This is a genomic window from Pseudomonas sp. Z4-20, from assembly GCF_051131955.1.
Classification (GTDB): Bacteria; Pseudomonadota; Gammaproteobacteria; order Pseudomonadales; family Pseudomonadaceae; genus Aquipseudomonas; species Aquipseudomonas marvdashtae.
This window is the reverse complement of record NZ_CP071641.1, coordinates 1,492,290-1,507,484: the sequence shown is the minus strand read 5'-3', so window position 1 is coordinate 1,507,484 and position 15,195 is coordinate 1,492,290. Positions and strand designations below refer to the sequence as shown.

The 15,195-nt window shown below is 58.3% G+C and carries 17 protein-coding genes; 8 read left to right on the top strand and 9 right to left on the bottom strand.

Annotated features, from left to right (window positions below; translation table 11 throughout):
- Positions 1–26: 26 nt before the first annotated feature.
- The 4 genes from J3P82_RS06985 to acs all read right to left on the bottom strand — a co-directional run bounded on the left by J3P82_RS06985 (position 27) and on the right by acs (position 4,918).
- Positions 27–725 carry an ABC transporter permease gene (locus J3P82_RS06985; RefSeq protein ID WP_186635882.1) on the bottom strand — a complete coding sequence of 233 codons (699 nt, stop codon included), beginning with the start codon at positions 723–725 and terminating at the stop codon, positions 27–29.
- Positions 722–1,411, bottom strand: a complete 690-nt coding sequence (locus tag J3P82_RS06980; RefSeq protein ID WP_003178836.1) for an ABC transporter permease — start codon at positions 1,409–1,411, stop codon at positions 722–724. The genes J3P82_RS06985 and J3P82_RS06980 overlap by 4 nt, the downstream gene beginning before the upstream one ends.
- A 90-nt stretch (positions 1,412–1,501) precedes the next feature.
- Positions 1,502–2,275 (bottom strand): ABC transporter substrate-binding protein, encoded by a 774-nt coding sequence (locus J3P82_RS06975; protein ID WP_434561772.1) that lies wholly within the window; start codon positions 2,273–2,275, stop codon positions 1,502–1,504.
- Positions 2,276–2,962: 687 nt separating this feature from the next.
- Positions 2,963–4,918 carry an acetate--CoA ligase gene (gene acs, locus J3P82_RS06970; RefSeq protein ID WP_434561770.1) on the bottom strand — a complete coding sequence of 652 codons (1,956 nt, stop codon included), beginning with the start codon at positions 4,916–4,918 and terminating at the stop codon, positions 2,963–2,965.
- A 409-nt stretch (positions 4,919–5,327) separates the two neighbouring features.
- On the opposite strand from acs, the gene J3P82_RS06965 reads away from it, so the two are divergent.
- The 4 genes from J3P82_RS06965 (at position 5,328) to J3P82_RS06950 (ending at position 8,454) form a co-directional block, all read left to right on the top strand.
- Positions 5,328–5,591 (top strand): DUF2790 domain-containing protein, encoded by a 264-nt coding sequence (locus J3P82_RS06965; RefSeq protein ID WP_434561768.1) that lies wholly within the window; start codon positions 5,328–5,330, stop codon positions 5,589–5,591.
- A gap of 488 nt (positions 5,592–6,079) precedes the next feature.
- On the top strand, positions 6,080–7,330 hold the full coding sequence (locus J3P82_RS06960; RefSeq protein ID WP_417695946.1) for a ribonucleotide-diphosphate reductase subunit beta: 1,251 nt from the start codon (positions 6,080–6,082) through the stop codon (positions 7,328–7,330).
- A gap of 225 nt (positions 7,331–7,555) precedes the next feature.
- Positions 7,556–8,065: a BRO-N domain-containing protein gene (locus J3P82_RS06955; protein WP_434561766.1), complete on the top strand. Its 510-nt coding sequence runs from the start codon at positions 7,556–7,558 to the stop codon at positions 8,063–8,065.
- A 194-nt stretch (positions 8,066–8,259) separates the two neighbouring features.
- The gene (locus J3P82_RS06950; RefSeq protein WP_434561764.1) at positions 8,260–8,454 is read left to right on the top strand and encodes a DNA-binding protein; all 195 of its coding nucleotides are present in this window, start codon (positions 8,260–8,262) and stop codon (positions 8,452–8,454) included.
- Here the strand turns inward: J3P82_RS06950 and J3P82_RS06945 are convergent.
- Positions 8,423–8,671: a type II toxin-antitoxin system Phd/YefM family antitoxin gene (locus tag J3P82_RS06945; RefSeq protein ID WP_434561762.1), complete on the bottom strand. Its 249-nt coding sequence runs from the start codon at positions 8,669–8,671 to the stop codon at positions 8,423–8,425. The two genes, J3P82_RS06950 and J3P82_RS06945, sit on opposite strands and share 32 nt — an antisense overlap.
- Positions 8,672–8,759: 88 nt before the next feature.
- A complete protein-coding gene (locus J3P82_RS06940; RefSeq protein ID WP_434561760.1) occupies positions 8,760–9,167 on the bottom strand; it encodes a helix-turn-helix domain-containing protein in 408 nt (135 codons plus the stop codon).
- Positions 9,168–9,483: 316 nt separating this feature from the next.
- Between J3P82_RS06940 and J3P82_RS06935 the strand changes: the two genes are divergently transcribed.
- Both J3P82_RS06935 and J3P82_RS06930 read left to right on the top strand, forming a co-directional pair.
- The gene (locus J3P82_RS06935) at positions 9,484–10,473 is read left to right on the top strand and encodes a hypothetical protein (RefSeq protein ID WP_434561758.1); all 990 of its coding nucleotides are present in this window, start codon (positions 9,484–9,486) and stop codon (positions 10,471–10,473) included.
- Between the two features lie 259 nt (positions 10,474–10,732).
- A complete protein-coding gene (locus J3P82_RS06930) occupies positions 10,733–11,050 on the top strand; it encodes a helix-turn-helix domain-containing protein (RefSeq protein ID WP_434561756.1) in 318 nt (105 codons plus the stop codon).
- 12 nt (positions 11,051–11,062) lie between these two features.
- On the opposite strand, the gene J3P82_RS06925 is transcribed toward J3P82_RS06930, so the two are convergent.
- Positions 11,063–12,109 carry an MBL fold metallo-hydrolase gene (locus tag J3P82_RS06925; protein WP_434561754.1) on the bottom strand — a complete coding sequence of 349 codons (1,047 nt, stop codon included), beginning with the start codon at positions 12,107–12,109 and terminating at the stop codon, positions 11,063–11,065.
- Between the two features lie 188 nt (positions 12,110–12,297).
- Between J3P82_RS06925 and J3P82_RS06920 the strand changes: the two genes are divergently transcribed.
- Positions 12,298–12,906 (top strand): TetR/AcrR family transcriptional regulator, encoded by a 609-nt coding sequence (locus J3P82_RS06920; RefSeq protein WP_434561752.1) that lies wholly within the window; start codon positions 12,298–12,300, stop codon positions 12,904–12,906.
- Positions 12,907–12,909: 3 nt separating this feature from the next.
- Here the strand turns inward: J3P82_RS06920 and J3P82_RS06915 are convergent, their stop codons facing one another.
- The gene (locus tag J3P82_RS06915; RefSeq protein WP_434561750.1) at positions 12,910–13,857 is read right to left on the bottom strand and encodes a LysR family transcriptional regulator; all 948 of its coding nucleotides are present in this window, start codon (positions 13,855–13,857) and stop codon (positions 12,910–12,912) included.
- Positions 13,858–13,871: 14 nt separating this feature from the next.
- Between J3P82_RS06915 and J3P82_RS06910 the strand changes: the two genes are divergently transcribed.
- Positions 13,872–14,579, top strand: coding sequence for a CTP synthase C-terminal region-related (seleno)protein (locus J3P82_RS06910; RefSeq protein WP_434563736.1), 708 nt, complete (start codon positions 13,872–13,874; stop codon positions 14,577–14,579).
- 131 nt (positions 14,580–14,710) lie between these two features.
- On the opposite strand, the gene J3P82_RS06905 is transcribed toward J3P82_RS06910, so the two are convergent.
- Positions 14,711–15,037 carry a DUF2025 family protein gene (locus J3P82_RS06905; protein ID WP_434561748.1) on the bottom strand — a complete coding sequence of 109 codons (327 nt, stop codon included), beginning with the start codon at positions 15,035–15,037 and terminating at the stop codon, positions 14,711–14,713.
- Positions 15,038–15,195 lie beyond the last annotated feature (158 nt).

Below are 15,195 nucleotides of genomic sequence, written 5' to 3'. Positions count from 1 at the left end.
GAGCAGTCGATCGGATCGATGCGTTATCAGTGCTTGCGCGGGGCCAGGTAACCCAGCCAGCGGCGCTCGGCCAATTTGAACAGGCGCACCAGGATGAAGGTCAGGCACAGGTAGAAGACGCCGGCCGTGATGTAGGCCTCGAACGGCAAGTAATACTGCGCATTCACCGTGCGCGCGGCGCCGGTGATGTCGATCAGGGTGACGATGGACGCCAGGCTGGTGGTCTGCAACATCATGATCACTTCGTTGCTGTATTGCGGCAGCGCCCGGCGCAAGGCCGATGGCAGCAGGATCCGGCGGTACAGCTTGTAGCGTGACATGCCCATGGCCTTGGCCGCCTCGATTTCACCGTTAGGCGTGGCCCGCAGGCTGCCGGCGATGATTTCCGCGGTGTAGGCGCTGGTATTGATCGCAAATGCCAGGCACGCACAGAACGTCGCGCTGGACAGCCACGGCCAGAGGAAACTCTCGCGCACGGCTTCGAATTGCGCCAACCCGTAGTAGATCAGGAACAGTTGCACCAGCATCGGCGTGCCGCGGATTACGTAGGTGTAGAGCCAGGCCGTCATGTTGACGATCGGCTGCTTGGACACCCGCATCAACCCCAGGGGCAGCGCGGCCAACAGACCAAAGAACAACGACAGGGCCAGCAGCTTCAGGGTGGTCAGCAGGCCACTGAAGTACAGCGGCAAGGCTTCATAGATGACGTTGTAGTCGAAGATCATAGATCAGCCGCCCTTACGCCTACCGAGTAGCGCTTCTCAAGGTGACGCAACGCCAGCAACGAGACACTGGTGATCACCAGGTACATCGCCGCCACTGCGAGGAAGAAGGTGAAAGGCTCGCGAGTGGCATCCGCCGCCTGCTTGGCCTTGAACATCATGTCTTGCAGGCCCACCACCGAAATCAGCGCGGTGGCCTTGGTCAGCACCAGCCAGTTGTTGGTGAAGCCCGGAATCGCCAGACGAATCATCTGCGGCACCAGCACCCGGAAGAACACTTGGAAGCCGTTCATGCCGTACGCCATGCCCGCCTCGGCCTGGCCCTTGGGGATCGCCATGAACGCACCGCGAAAGGTTTCCGACAGGTACGCACCGAAGATGAAGCCCAGGGTGCCGATACCGGCCGCCAGCGGGTTCAGGTCGATGTAGTCGTCATAGCCGAGCATCGGCGCCACGCGATTGAGCAAGTCCTGGCCGCCGTAGAAAATCAGCAGGATCAGCACCAGGTCGGGGATGCCGCGGATGACCGTCGAATACAGGTCGCCCAGCCACGCCAGCCAGCGCACCGGCGAGAGGCGCAACGCGACGCCGATCAACCCCAGGACGATGGCCAAGGCCATGGACGACAAGGCGAGCTGAAGCGTCAACCATGCGCCATCGAGGATGACAGCCCCGTAGCCTTTCAACATGATTCAGGTCCTCGAAAGTGGGATGAAAAAATGGCGCAAACCGCAGAGATCCTGTTGCTTGCGCCATTTCGCACGAGTGGCGGGACGTGCTTACTTGCCGTAGATGTCGAAGGCGAAGTATTTGTCTTGGATTTGCTTGTATTTGCCGTTCTCACGAATGGCAGCGATTGCACTGTTGATCTTGTCCTTCAACGCATCGCCCTTGCGAACCGCGATACCCACGCCGTCGCCGAAGTACTTGACGTCGGTAAAGGCCGGGCCGACGAACGCGAAGCCCTTGCCCGCGTCGGTCTTGAGGAAGCCGTCCTCCAACAGGGTAGCGTCTGCCACGGTGCCGTCGAGGCGGCCGGCGGACACGTCCAGGTAGATCTCGTTCTGCGAACCGTACGGCTTGATCTCGGCACCCAGCGGGGCCAGGACTTCACGGGCGAAACGCTCGTGGATCGAACCGCGCTGTACGCCGATGTTCTTGCCCTTGAGTTCGGCCAGGCCGTCGCTCACCTGGGTACCGGCCTTCATCACCAGACGGGCCGGAGTGTTGTAGTACTTGCCAGTGAAATCAACCGACTTCTTGCGATCTTCTGTGATCGACATCGAAGACAGGATGGCGTCGATCTTGCGGACCTTGAGCGCCGGGATCAGGCCGTCGAACTCTTGCTCGACCCACACGCACTTGACCTTCATCTCTTCGCACAGCGCATTGCCGATGTCGTAGTCGAAACCGACGATGCTGCCGTCCGGAGCCTTGGAAGCAAACGGAGGGTAAGCCGCTTCGATACCGATCTTCAGGGGTTTCTCATCAGCGAATGTTGGCAGGGACAGCACGGACAGTGCCAGGGCGCCAAGCAGCACAAGTTTCTTCATCTTGGGACTCCATCGGTAAAGGGCGAAAACGGCAGAGTGAGCAACAGCCCAATATGCGAATGGGTGGAACGAACTTTGGTGCTGCGTCCGAAATGCGCGCGTTTATTCAACGCACGCCACGACGAGCGAGTGATCGGCATTCTAACGACAGGCCCGAAGCCGATATTTCTTCAATGCGACAACAAATTACAGAAGCACCGAGAAAGCTGTTCGAGCACATTGACAGCCTCGCAAAATCATGCAAGAGCAAAAGAAAGGGAACCGATCCATGCTGCAAATAGCGGGCCCATTATTCGCAAACCCTTCTAATCCGGCAAGCACAGCGTGTCGGCTTGTTTTCCGAGACGCCCGGAGCCGCCCTATAACGGGGCTTTGCGTTTCACATCGCCCCGTCGTGGCGCCTTTGGTTACACATTTCAAAACACCGGTAACGTTCAGGCACCTCCTACTTTAAACGCCGATATTTATTCATCCACCGAACCCGTGGCGAGGGAGCTTGCTCCCGCTGGGCTGCGCAGCAGCCCTAAACCAGACACTACGGTCCTTCAGCCAGACGGCATTGGCTGAGTTGCGACTGCTGTGCAGCCGAGCGGGAGCAAGCTCCCTCGCCACAAAGGCCATCCCACGCGCACAAAAAAGCCCCACCCGGCAAACGCCGGGCGGGGCTTTTCGGTATTACGGGTACCGTCAGGCGACGTTCATGGTCTTGTGCGTCTCGATCAGGTGCGCAACGACGCTTGGGTCGGCCAGGGTGGAGATATCACCCAACCCGTCGTACTCCGCCGTGGCGATCTTGCGCAAGATACGGCGCATGATCTTGCCGGAACGGGTTTTCGGCAGCCCCGGCGCCCACTGGATCACGTCCGGCGAGGCAATCGGACCGATCTCCTTGCGCACCCAGTTCTTCAGTTCCAAGCGCAGGGCCTCGCTGGTTTCTTCGCCAGCATTGAGGGTGACATAGACATAGATGCCCTGCCCCTTGATGTCGTGCGGCACACCGACCACCGCCGCTTCGGCGACTTTCGGGTGCGCGACCATGGCGCTCTCGATCTCGGCCGTGCCCATGCGGTGGCCGGACACGTTGAGCACGTCATCCACTCGACCGGTGATCCAGTAGTAGCCGTCTTCGTCGCGACGAGCGCCGTCACCAGTGAAATACATGCCGCTGAACGTCTTGAAGTAGGTATCGACAAAACGATCATGGTCGCCATACAGGGTACGGGCCTGGCCTGGCCAGGAATCGAGAATCACCAGATTGCCTTCGGCGGCGCCTTCGATCAGGTTGCCGAGGTTGTCCACCAGCGCCGGCACCACGCCAAAGAACGGACGCGTGGCCGAACCCGGCTTCAACGCCGTGGCGCCTGGCAGTGGGCTGATCAGTACGCCACCGGTTTCGGTCTGCCACCAGGTGTCGACGATCGGGCAACGTTCCTTGCCGACGTTCTTGTAGTACCAGCCCCAGGCTTCCGGGTTGATCGGCTCGCCTACCGATCCCAACAGGCGCAGGCTGCTGCCATCGGCGCCTTCGACGGCGGCGGTGCCTGAGGCCATCATCGCGCGGATGGCGGTCGGCGCGGTGTAGAGGATGTTGACCTTGTGCTTATCGATGACCTTGGCCACCCGGGTGATGTCCGGGTAGTTCGGCACGCCTTCGAACATCAGCGTGGTCGCGCCATTGGCCAGCGGGCCGTAGACGATATAGCTGTGACCGGTAACCCAACCGACGTCGGCGGTGCACCAGTAGACCTCGCCCGGCTTGTAGTCGAACACCCGCTCATGGGTCAGCGCCGCGTAGAGCAAGTAACCGGCGGTAGTGTGCTGCACGCCCTTGGGCTTGCCGGTGGAACCGGAGGTATAGAGGATGAACAGCGCTTCCTCGGCGCCCATTTCCTTCGGCGCGCAAACAGTGCCGGCCACCTTCATCAGGTCTTCGTACCAGATGTCACGGTGCTGGTTCCACTTGATGTTACCGGCGGTGCGCTTGCACACGATGACTTTCTGGATGCTGCTGGTTTCCGGGTTGGTCAGCGCGTCATCGACGTTGGCCTTGAGCGGAATCTTCTTGCCGGCGCGAATGCCTTCGTCGGCGGTGATCACCACTTTGGATTTGCAGTCGATGATCCGGCCAGCCAGGGCTTCGGGCGAAAACCCACCGAACACCACCGAATGGATCGCACCGATCCGGGTGCAGGCGAGCATGGCAACCACGGCTTCGGGAATCATCGGCATGTAGATGGTCACCACGTCGCCGCGATGCACGTCCTGGCCGCGCAGGGCGTTGGCGAACTTGCAGACTTCTTCATGCAGCTCGCGATAGGTGATGTTGCGACTCTCGGACGGGTCATCGCCCTCCCAGATAATCGCGATTTGATCGCCGCGCTCGGCCAAGTGACGGTCGAGGCAGTTATAGGAAACGTTCAAGGTGCCGTCGGCAAACCACTTGATGTCGACATGGTGATCGTCGAAGGACGTCTGCTTCACCGTGGTGAAAGGCTTGATCCAGTCGAGGCGCTTGGCCTGCTCGCGCCAGAAGCCATCCGGGTTGACGACCGACTGCTGGTACATGGCTTTATAGGTCGCCTCGTCAGTCAGCGTATTGGCCGCAACCTCGGGACGAACGGGATACACAGAAGCCGCACTCATCTTTCTTACCTCGGTGACAATAGTTGTTTTTGTATGGTCCCGTTGTAGCCCGGGGCGGGCCTATAGAACCATTCGACGATGGTAGTAACAAGTCCCTACAAAATGTCGGTACTAGCCTTCAACTCCGCCCCTGCAAGCGCTCCTTTGCGAGAACCCGCTTGCTCGGGATCCGCCAGATGCTCAGTGCATCCTGAGCCGATTATTGCCAGAACGATCAATAGTGTTTATCAAAACCGAGACTGTTTAGCCCTGCCCTCGCCTCCTAAAATCAGCCTCGCCAACCGGCAACAAGATTGACGCAACACAGCCCCCACGAAGGCCGTTGATCGAACTTTCCCAACATCTACTCCACACGCAGCCCCAAAAAGGCGGCGTGACCCCACTCGACCTCAAAAAAGGTGAAATTCAAATGAAAGCTTTATGGGCCCTGGTCCTCGGCAGCCTTTGCGCCACCGCAATGGCTGGCGAAACCCCAATCAAAGCCGGGCAGCGAAAACCGGCAATTGAGGACTACAGCTACTCCACTCACCTGGACATTGCCAAAGTCATCTCCATGAGTACGATCCCGAACGTTTGCGAAGTGGTCCCAGCCCAAATGGAATACGATGACTCCAAGGGGCAGCGCCACATCCTGCGCTACCGCGTCATGGGCAATGGTTGCTCCAGCGATTGATCACGACTGGCGCTTTCCAAGGCCCGATTCCGGTCGGGCCTGGTTGTGTCTGAAGCAACCAAAAAACGTCATAAAACACAACATGTAGTGCAAAACCGCAAAAACCGATCATTTTCTGATCAAAAAAATCCGTCATCCACCCCATGCAAAAAAAATCTTCAATGACCAAAGCCTTGTAAACCCTCGCTCCCACGCGGATATCTCCCCCGCCAGCTCTTCTGTGAGCTATTTCGCCGCACCACGTAGGCAAAAAAGTCCTTATAATGCCGCCTTAAACGGGCCTGCAATATTCCCTTACAGGGGTCAAAACCAGCCTGAAGCCCACGCAACGGTCGACACGCCGGTGCGTTCACAGCCGCTTCAGTAAACCCGTACATTTTTCTGTTTATTGCCTGCGTCAGCTGCTGCAACAAACGATTTTCCAAGATCCACCGCGGCCAGTAGGCCTTTCAATGGGCATCTGGCCCTCACGCAGGAGACGACACGTCATGCTGAGCTGGGACGAATTCGACAAAGAAGACGACGGCGAAGTCGCGGTAAAAGGCGCCAACGCCGGCCACGCTTCTGAAGCCAACATGGACCGCCTCGACAGCGCCGGCGGTGCCGCCGCGCTCGAAGCCCGTGCCGTGACGGCCAGCGACTCGGCCGCGATCATTCGCGCCAAGGCCGCCCTCGATAAACTCGACGTTGCCGAAGGCCTCGCCGAACTCGAAGGCGCCTCCGCCCGTGTCGCCGTCGATGAAAAGCGCATGATCAACTGCCGCGCCGACCTCAACCAGCTCGTGCCTTTCAAGTACGACTGGGCCTGGCAGAAGTACCTGGACGGCTGCGCAAACCACTGGATGCCGCAAGAAGTCAACATGACCGCCGACATCGCCCTCTGGAAAACCCCGGAAGGCCTGACCGACGACGAACGCCGCATCGTGATGCGCAACCTGGGCTTCTTCTCCACCGCCGACTCCCTGGTCGCCAACAACCTGGTCCTGGCCGTGTACCGCCTGATCACCAACCCGGAGTGCCGCCAGTACATCCTGCGCCAGGCCTTTGAAGAGGCGATCCACACCCACGCCTACCAGTACTGCATCGAATCGCTGGCCATGGATGAAGGCGAGATCTTCAACATGTACCACGAGATCCCATCGGTCGCGAAGAAAGCCGCCTGGGGCCTGAAATATACCCGTTCGATCTCCGATCCGAAGTTCGAAACCGGCACCCCGGACACCGACAAAGAGTTGCTGCGCAACCTGATCGCCTACTACTGCGTCCTGGAAGGCATCTTCTTCTACTGCGGCTTCACCCAGATCCTCTCCATGGGCCGCCGCAACAAAATGACCGGCGTCGCCGAGCAGTTCCAGTACATCCTGCGCGACGAGTCCATGCACCTTAACTTCGGCATCGACGTGATCAACCAGATCAAAATCGAAAACCCACACCTGTGGGACGCCGAGATGAAGGAAGAAGCAACCCAGATGATCCTGCAAGGGACCCAACTGGAAATCGAATACGCCCGCGACACCATGCCTCGCGGCGTGCTGGGCATGAACGCGGCGATGATGGAGGACTACCTCAAGTTCATCGCCAACCGTCGCTTGTCGCAGATTGGGTTGAAGGAAGAGTATCCGGGGACGACGAATCCGTTCCCTTGGATGAGCGAGATCATGGACTTGAAGAAAGAGAAGAATTTCTTTGAGACTCGGGTGATTGAATATCAGACGGGTGGGGCGCTTAGCTGGGATTGATGTCTAAGTCCTAAGTTGAACCATCAGCGACTTAACTAAAAACCCCGTGAAAACGGGGTTTTTTATATTTCTGCAGCACCAAAGCCGCGTTTAACTCTGGGACCGGAACGCTACCTTTACCCTACGCAAAACTCAGAATCGTTCCGTATTGACGCCGCATCTCCTCGTTATCTGTTATGCCCACGAAAGCGCAGCTCTGTTCTCCGTGTACCTCGGAGACCCATCATGTCTGATGCTTACATTCCGGCGGTTTTTACCCGTCACAACGTCCATCTGCATGCCCTCTTGGTTGAAAACCAGGCTTGGTTCAGCGCCTCCGATTTGGGTCGCTTGATGAGCAAGCACCTCGATGAACGCATGACCCGCAAGCTTGACCCTGACCAGCGCAGGATGATGCTCATGCACATCCACGGCTTGACCGAAGAGCGTCTGATGCTGAGCGAGTCGGGCGTTTATGCATTGCTGGTTTATCACTACTGCCCTGAGTATCGATTGCTGCGTGAGTGGATCACGCATCAGGTAGTGCCTACCCTGCGGGATGAACGCTACTCGCATAAGATGGAACGACCTACGTTGAGTGTGCTGGATTGGCCGAAGATTTCGCTGTGCATGCTGCACTGGCAGGATGAGCCATGGATTCGTTTGCGGGATATGCCAGCGGTGTTGGTGGATGATCCGTTTAGTCAGCATGAATCCTGGTGGCGGAAAGCCTCTCGGATTATGCGAGGGTTTTGAGCTTCAATCGGAAGCCGTCGTCCGTGTTCGGGCGGCGGTTTTTTGTTGGGGATATGGAATTGGGGCTGCTACGCAGCCCAGCGGGAGCAAGCTCCCTCGCCACGGGAGTTGAGACGGCGACGCGGCAAGCTCCGTGAGTTTGAGAGCACCAGTGCCAGTTCAGCCTGTTGAAAAAAGACCCAAGGAGACATGTAATGACGAAAAAAATAAGAACTGAGGCCTTCGAGTCGATTCACAGCTCGGCCGAAGCGCTGCTGAAAATCGGCGCTATCGACATGGCCACTATGCGGGAGTTCGATGAGGCCTGCATAACCGAGGTGTCTGCTGAAGTCTTAGAGCAAGAAGGCTCGTCTGAACTCAAAGCTGGCCGCCCTCAAAACCATCAATGACTTCTTCGGAGGAACGGCCAAACTCCGCCGACATCCAAATCTTCCCCTTCAACCGCCCAGGCTTGCGCGCCTGCGGTGTATCGATATGGGGCACCAGATCCAGATAAGGCTTGCCGGCCTTGGTGATCACCACGCTGTCGCCCCGCCATGCACGTGCACCCAGTTGAAAGAGCTGGGACTTTGCTTCGTGTAGGGTTACTCGCAGTTGCTCGCTCATACACCGCTCCAATGATTTAGCTGGACCAAGCTTGAGTGCTCGATAGGTTCTAGCTGGCGCTTCTAGTCACTGTCCTGAGGTTTGTCACTTAATCGGCCTTGCCGCCATCCTTGGTCTTCGTAACAACGCTACCAAGCTGTGCTGCGGTTTTGCGTCGGGGATTAGCGCCGCGAACAGGCGTTTCAGGATCCGTTTTTCGTTTCTGTGGGGGCGGTGCGTAGATGGATGTTGCAGCCTTCGTCAGCCCCAATCGCAGCCCGAACTTTCTCAGAATACATTCGAGCGTGTTGATGGTCGGGTTACCCTTGTCCTTCTCGATCTGGTACAGGGCCTTGGTCGACATCTTGCACATGACAGCAAAGGTTTCCTGATCCAGCCCGGTCACTTCAAGCCGTAGTCGGCGGATAGCGGTTCCCAGGGTTTCAAATCCCGTCACATGCTGCGTGACGATGTCGGCAATAATCTCCCTGCGTTGTTCGACGGTGGGCTCTTTCATCGAAGTTCCTAGTCGCTGTTTTCGGCATTATATTGCCGACTATCTGAGAGATCGGGCTATAACCGGCATTATAGTTCCGATTGCTCCGTGTAAGGAACTGCAGAACGGGGGCTGCTTCGCAGCCCAGCGGGGATAAATCCCCTCGCCACGGGTTGCTGTCAGGGCGCAAGTAGAGGGCAGGCTTGATGGTCGGGTTGGGGATTGGGAATCGCGAGCAGGCTCACTCCCACAGAGTCTTGTGGTGCGTTGAAACTTTGGGTGCAGCCCGCCGCGTCCTTCGGTATTAATACACCTCCTGTCACGGACCCGAGCCCCGATGAAATTCGACACTGCCTACTGCCTCAGCCTCGATGCCAAGCTTTCGATCTATGACGTTCGGGATCTGAATTTCGACGAGACCATGGCCTTCGATTCGGCCAAGGAGCGCTTTCAGTGCCCCAACGATGCCTGTCGGGCGGCGTTTGATGAGGAGAATCGGCTGACGACGTTCAACGCCAAGAACGTCAATTACATCCGCACGCCACATTTCAAGAATCAACCTACTACCCAGCATATCGAGGGTTGCCCGTATGTCAGTCCGAAGATGCCGGGGCTGGGTCTGGAGAGTGGCGAGGCAGAAACGGATGATGGCCGTGAAGAGCATTTTCCGTCGGAGCTGTTGCTGACTCGGCGTGAGTACATTCGCAAGCCGTCGGATCAGCCGAAGGATCTTGCTGCGACTCGGCCCACGTCGAATCTTCCATCGTCCCACGGTGACAACGCCCATTCGGCCCAGGACTCGACACCCGACAAGACCAGCGTCTTCGCCCACCCGGTGGAGTGTTTCGTCTCGAACTTCGCGGACAAGGACCTGCTCAAGAGCAAGCCGCTGAAGATTGGCGAGCACACGGCGCCCTATGGGTCGTTCTTCAAGAAAATTGATTACTTGCAGGACAACAAGGGTTTGATTTACTGGGGCAAGATCAAGGAGATTAAGGATTACACGCTGAGCTTTCGCATCGATTTCGAAGCAAAGGTCTGGTTCAAGCAGCCGGACGAGGCGAAGAAGAAGCCTTACTCGGTCAACGTTTACCTGAGCAAGAAGCTGATCGATAACTACCGCAAGCGCAAAGCTTTCCTGGCAGAGATCAAGCACGCCATCGACAGTGACGCGCCGTTGTATTGCTTCTTTTATGGCGTGACGCCGGAGTTGAAGCAGGTGCAGAGCAAGAAGAACCCCGAAGAAACGTTCGGGGTGTTCAGTGCCAATATCGAGAACCTGGATCACTTCATTATTCGGGAGGCGCCGGGGTTGTCCGAGAAGTGACTTGCAGCACCACGCTTTTTATTGCGTCTCCAACCACCGCAACCGGCAAACTCAGCGGGTTGCCGTGGGATTACACCGTCGTACTGTGTCAGAAAACCGCGTCGGAACAAGATGGAACATCGTGGAAAACTGGGACATGCCCCGAGTGCCTGGCTGGAGAAGACCGCTGGTCATTGATCAAAAAAATGAGATTGAAGTGGACTCAAAACAACTGTACAAAAACACAGTATTTTTCGAATCCATCGCTTTGGAGCACCCCATGGCCTCTCTCGCAATCAAAACCACCTTGGAACGCATCGCGGTCTATCAATTCACCCCCGCTCACAGCCAGCAGGCCCGAGCCATGCTGGGCTGGAGTGTCGAAGAGCTGTCGCGACAGTCCGGCGTCTCGGTCCGGGCCATTCGGCGCTTCGAGGCCGGTGGCGAGCTGCTTGACGTGACGCGCCTGGCGCTGGCCTTCCGGCTGGAGGCCGAAGGGTTGGTGTTCTTCCCGGGTTTCGCTCCGGGACGCGGCATGAATATCAAAGGCGCCACGCCAGATCCGATGGAGCGGTCGGACTACGCAATGATCGAATAAACGAGCCGGGCGTCAGGCCATGCCGGTCTGGTTCTGATAAGCCGAGGGCTCCACGTCCAGCCACCAGGCGCGGCCACGCTGCGGTTGCGTCAGGGTGAATGCTTCGCCCATTTGCGGCGTGGTGATGCAAACGTTGCGCTCCCAGGCCAGCGCCAGGATGCGGTCGAAAGGTTCATACCAGGCGTGCATCGCCAGGTCGAACGTGCCGTTGTGGATCGGCAAGAGCCAACGGCCCTTCAGATCGATATGGGCCTGCAAGGTCTGCTCCGGCTGCATGTGGACATGAGGCCAATCGACGTTATAGGCGCCGGTTTCCATCAGCGTCAGGTCGAAGGGCCCGTATTTCTCGCCGATGCGTTTGAAACCATCGAAATAACCGCTGTCGCCACTGAAGAAAATTCGCGTGTCGCCATCGATCATTACCCATGAGGCCCATAACGTGCCGTTGCTGTCGAACAGGCCGCGCCCGGAAAAGTGCTGGGACGGCGTGGCAACGAATTCGATACCCGCCACCTCGGTGCCTTGCCACCAATCCAACTGGCGCACCTTGCCGGCGTCGATACCCCATTTGACCAAGGTTTCGCCCACGCCAAGCGGTGCGAGGAAATAGCGAGTCTTGGCAGCGAGCTTCAGGATGGCGTGATGGTCGAGGTGGTCGTAATGGTCATGGGAAAGGATCACCGCTTCGATCGGCGGCAGCTCCTCAAGGCTGATGGGCGGCTGATGAAAACGCTTTGGGCCGGCCCACTGCACGGGCGAGGCGCGCTCGGAGAAGACCGGGTCGGTCAGCCAGAATTTGTCCCGTAGCTTGAGCAACACGGTGGAATGGCCGAGACGGAAGACGCTGTGGTTCGGCGCCGTCAGCAGAGCGGCGCGAGTCAATGGTCGAACGTCGATGGTGCCCGCGGGCCGCGTGTTGTGCGGTTTATGGAAGACCATGTTCCAGATGACGCGCAAGGTCGTGCCAAAACCCTCACGTGGCGTAACGGCATGATTGCGGTATTTGCCCTGTTCATGCCGTGACGAAGGATTTTCGGTCGAAAAAGAAAGGTTGGTCATGGTGCGATAACTCCAAGGGCGTCGGCGCGCTGCGCTTCGCCGTCGTGGGACGCTGGATGGCCGTTGCAATGCACGCTCAGCCACTTGAATCAAAAACTACACTACATGGTGTAGTTTCTAGATTGCATGAATCTCCTGGGCAAGTAAACTGCCGGGTGTAACTTCTTTTTTCCTACCGACAAATGCCCATGACCGTACCGCAGCGCCTTACCGAGCGAAAACGCGAAGCGATCCTTCAATCCGCGATTGCGGAGTTTCGCAGCAGCGGTTTCGAGGTCACCAGCATGGACAGGATCGCGGCGACTGCCGGCGTCTCGAAACGCACGGTGTATAACCACTTCCCCAGCAAGGAAGCCCTGTTCGCCGAGATTCTGAATCGACTATGGAACAGCATCACGGCAGAACAGCTCACCCCTTACGCCACGGATCAGCCTTTACGCGATCAGCTTCGAACGCTGCTTCAAGCCAAATTGCACATGCTGGCGGATGAGAATTTTCTCGACCTGGCGCGCATCGCCATCGCCGCAACGATCCACTCTCCGGAGCGGGCCCAAGACATGGTTGCGCGTATGGGCGAGCGCGAAGAAGGCTTGACCGTCTGGATTCGCATGGCCCAGGCCGACGGTCGATTGAAACCGGTTGACCCGGCATTTGCTGCCCAACAGATGCATGGGCTGATCAAGACATTCGCGTTCTGGCCGCAGATTTCCATGGGCCAGCCGAGCCTTGCATCGCCTGAACAGGCCCAGGTGATCGAATCTGCGTTGGACATGTTCCTGGCCTGTTACCAACGCTGAACCTCAGCTGCGCCGCAGAGTGCGCCCCAGCTCATCGAACAGCGTCACCACCGAGCGCAACGCGCGGCAGTCCGGTCGGGTCAGGAGCCAGAGCGCCGTGTCATACCCGGCCAATGGCTCACCAACGGGCGTCAGGCCCTGGTTGCCATCGATCAAAAAGTCCGGCAGTGCCGCCACTCCCAAACCGGCCCGCACCAGTTCGGTGACAGAAAGCATGCTATTACAACGATAGGCCGGCACCACCCCAGGCAAGTGCTGGCGGCGCCAGGCCACGGTGGGGTGATCAGGCAGGAAATCGTCCGGTGCGATCCAAGTCATGGACGCCAGGTCCCGCAGACTCGTCGAGCGCAGATACGCGTCGCCAGCACATACCCGATAAACCACATTGCCCAGATTGCGTCCCACCAGATGTTCCGGCGGCGTACGGGTCAAGCGCAAGGCAATGTCGGCATCGCGGCGGCTCAGGTTGGCGAAGTCGTTCGAGGTACTCAGCTCCAGCGTCAACGCTGGATAAGCGGGCATGAACCGCGCCAACGCCGGCAGCAGCAATGCCTGCAGGACCGCGTCGGTACACGTCAGGCGCACCGTGCCGCTGACTACCTGGCCGCCCTGCTCCACGCCGACGCGCGCCGCCTCCAAAGCCTGTTCGGCACGTTCGGCTTGTTCGGCCAACGCCTGGGCCAGGCTCGTGGGTAAATACCCGGAACGGCTCTTTTCGAACAATGGCTGGCCCAGGGCCGCCTCCAGCCGACGTACCGAACGAAACACCGTCGATACATCCACGTGCAATAGCCGAGCGGCCCGGGCCAGCGAGCCGCCACGGACCAACGCCAGGATCAGGGACAGATCGGGATAGTCGAGACGATAGTGCGTCGCTGCATTGATCACTTGGGTAAACGCCAATATTGATTGCACAAACGCCAATCTATAGTGACGACCATGAATCAACAAGCGGCGGACCTCCCATGGAAAATCAGCATCCGTTAAACATCGCCCTGGTCGGCGACCACGACCCACGCATCACCGCGCATCGAGCGATCCCCCTCGCACTTGAGCTGGCTGCCAAGCAAACCGGCCATTCCATTCGTCTGCAATGGCTGGCAACACCGCTTATCGAGAACGCTGTGCTGGAGAACTTCGACGGTGTCTGGTGCGTACCCGGCAGCCCTTACCAAAACGAAAACGGCGCCTTACAAGCCATTCGTTTTGCCCGCGAACGGCTTCGCCCTTTCTTGGGCACCTGCGGCGGTTTTCAACATGCTGTGCTGGAATATGCCCGTAATGTGATGGGCTGGGCCGATGCCGTTCATGGTGAAACCTCTCCAGAAGCTGAACGGCCGCTGCTGACGCCGCTGAGCTGTGCCTTGGTCGAAACCATCGACAGCCTTCAGTTCGAGGCGGGCTCGCTGATTGCCAAGGCCTATGGCCGACAGACCGCGTTCGAGGGCTACCATTGCCGCTTCGGGGTCAATCCGGATTTTGAAAAAGACTTGCTGAGCCAGCGCCTGCACGCCGTTGCCCGGGATTCGGCCGACGACTTGCGAGCGGTGGAGCTGCGGGACCATCCGTTCTTTGTCTCCACGCTGTTCCAACCTGAACGTGCCGCATTAGAAGGACGGGTGCCCCCGCTGGTCCGCGCATTTGTCGAAGCCTGCGCGAGGAAAATATCATGAGCGCTGATCAGTCTGTGGCGTGGTGGCTGGGAAGCTTTCGTGGCGAGGGAGCTCCCTCGCCACAAAACCGTGCCGTTCCAAAAATCTTTGTTGGCCCCACAGGGTTTTCTATTCAGTTCAACATCGAGTGCTCAGCCTTCCACCAACTGCCGCACCGCCATGATTTCCGGCAGATCGCTACGGGCCATGTACAGCCGCAACGGTTCGGTGAGGTTGATCCGGTCGTCGACGTGCTGGTCCAGCAGCAACTGGATTCGCTCGCGGTTGAGGGTCATGGCGCCGTCAGCCGCTGGAGTCCAGACGAATTCACTGGTGGGGATGATGCCGTCGTCGGCCACGTCCATGCCGAAGGCATCTTCGCTGAAACGCACAATGTACTGGCCGGTCTTGCGGTTCAGGCCGACGAAGCCCTTGAGCTGGTCCGCGGCCTGGCAGATGAATGTGGAAGTGGTGCGCATGGTAAACCTCAGGACGTCTGATTGATGGTTTACACGCAGGGCAAGCGAATACAGATTTTGAGGTTTCCCTCTGGCGGGGAAACTGGTGCCGCCAAGGTTACTTCAAAACATCCCGAAAATGCGTGGGAAAGATCTGCATCGCACAGGTTTATGACGGT

What these genes read in the sequence shown, in the direction of transcription:
- J3P82_RS06945 (WP_434561762.1), bottom strand. Translation starts at nt 8,671, where the DNA reads ATGAGCGAGCAACTGCGAGTAACCCTACACGAAGCAAAGTCCCAGCTC.
- J3P82_RS06905 (WP_434561748.1), bottom strand. Translation starts at nt 15,037, where the DNA reads ATGCGCACCACTTCCACATTCATCTGCCAGGCCGCGGACCAGCTCAAG.
- J3P82_RS06925 (WP_434561754.1), bottom strand. Translation starts at nt 12,109, where the DNA reads ATGACCAACCTTTCTTTTTCGACCGAAAATCCTTCGTCACGGCATGAA.
- J3P82_RS06985 (WP_186635882.1), bottom strand. Translation starts at nt 725, where the DNA reads ATGATCTTCGACTACAACGTCATCTATGAAGCCTTGCCGCTGTACTTC.
- J3P82_RS06950 (WP_434561764.1), top strand. Translation starts at nt 8,260, where the DNA reads ATGACGAAAAAAATAAGAACTGAGGCCTTCGAGTCGATTCACAGCTCG.
- J3P82_RS06910 (WP_434563736.1), top strand. Translation starts at nt 13,872, where the DNA reads ATGGAAAATCAGCATCCGTTAAACATCGCCCTGGTCGGCGACCACGAC.
- J3P82_RS06960 (WP_417695946.1), top strand. Translation starts at nt 6,080, where the DNA reads ATGCTGAGCTGGGACGAATTCGACAAAGAAGACGACGGCGAAGTCGCG.
- acs (WP_434561770.1), bottom strand. Translation starts at nt 4,918, where the DNA reads ATGAGTGCGGCTTCTGTGTATCCCGTTCGTCCCGAGGTTGCGGCCAAT.
- J3P82_RS06965 (WP_434561768.1), top strand. Translation starts at nt 5,328, where the DNA reads ATGAAAGCTTTATGGGCCCTGGTCCTCGGCAGCCTTTGCGCCACCGCA.
- J3P82_RS06975 (WP_434561772.1), bottom strand. Translation starts at nt 2,275, where the DNA reads ATGAAGAAACTTGTGCTGCTTGGCGCCCTGGCACTGTCCGTGCTGTCC.
- J3P82_RS06935 (WP_434561758.1), top strand. Translation starts at nt 9,484, where the DNA reads ATGAAATTCGACACTGCCTACTGCCTCAGCCTCGATGCCAAGCTTTCG.
- J3P82_RS06940 (WP_434561760.1), bottom strand. Translation starts at nt 9,167, where the DNA reads ATGAAAGAGCCCACCGTCGAACAACGCAGGGAGATTATTGCCGACATC.
- J3P82_RS06980 (WP_003178836.1), bottom strand. Translation starts at nt 1,411, where the DNA reads ATGTTGAAAGGCTACGGGGCTGTCATCCTCGATGGCGCATGGTTGACG.
- J3P82_RS06930 (WP_434561756.1), top strand. Translation starts at nt 10,733, where the DNA reads ATGGCCTCTCTCGCAATCAAAACCACCTTGGAACGCATCGCGGTCTAT.
- J3P82_RS06920 (WP_434561752.1), top strand. Translation starts at nt 12,298, where the DNA reads ATGACCGTACCGCAGCGCCTTACCGAGCGAAAACGCGAAGCGATCCTT.
- J3P82_RS06955 (WP_434561766.1), top strand. Translation starts at nt 7,556, where the DNA reads ATGTCTGATGCTTACATTCCGGCGGTTTTTACCCGTCACAACGTCCAT.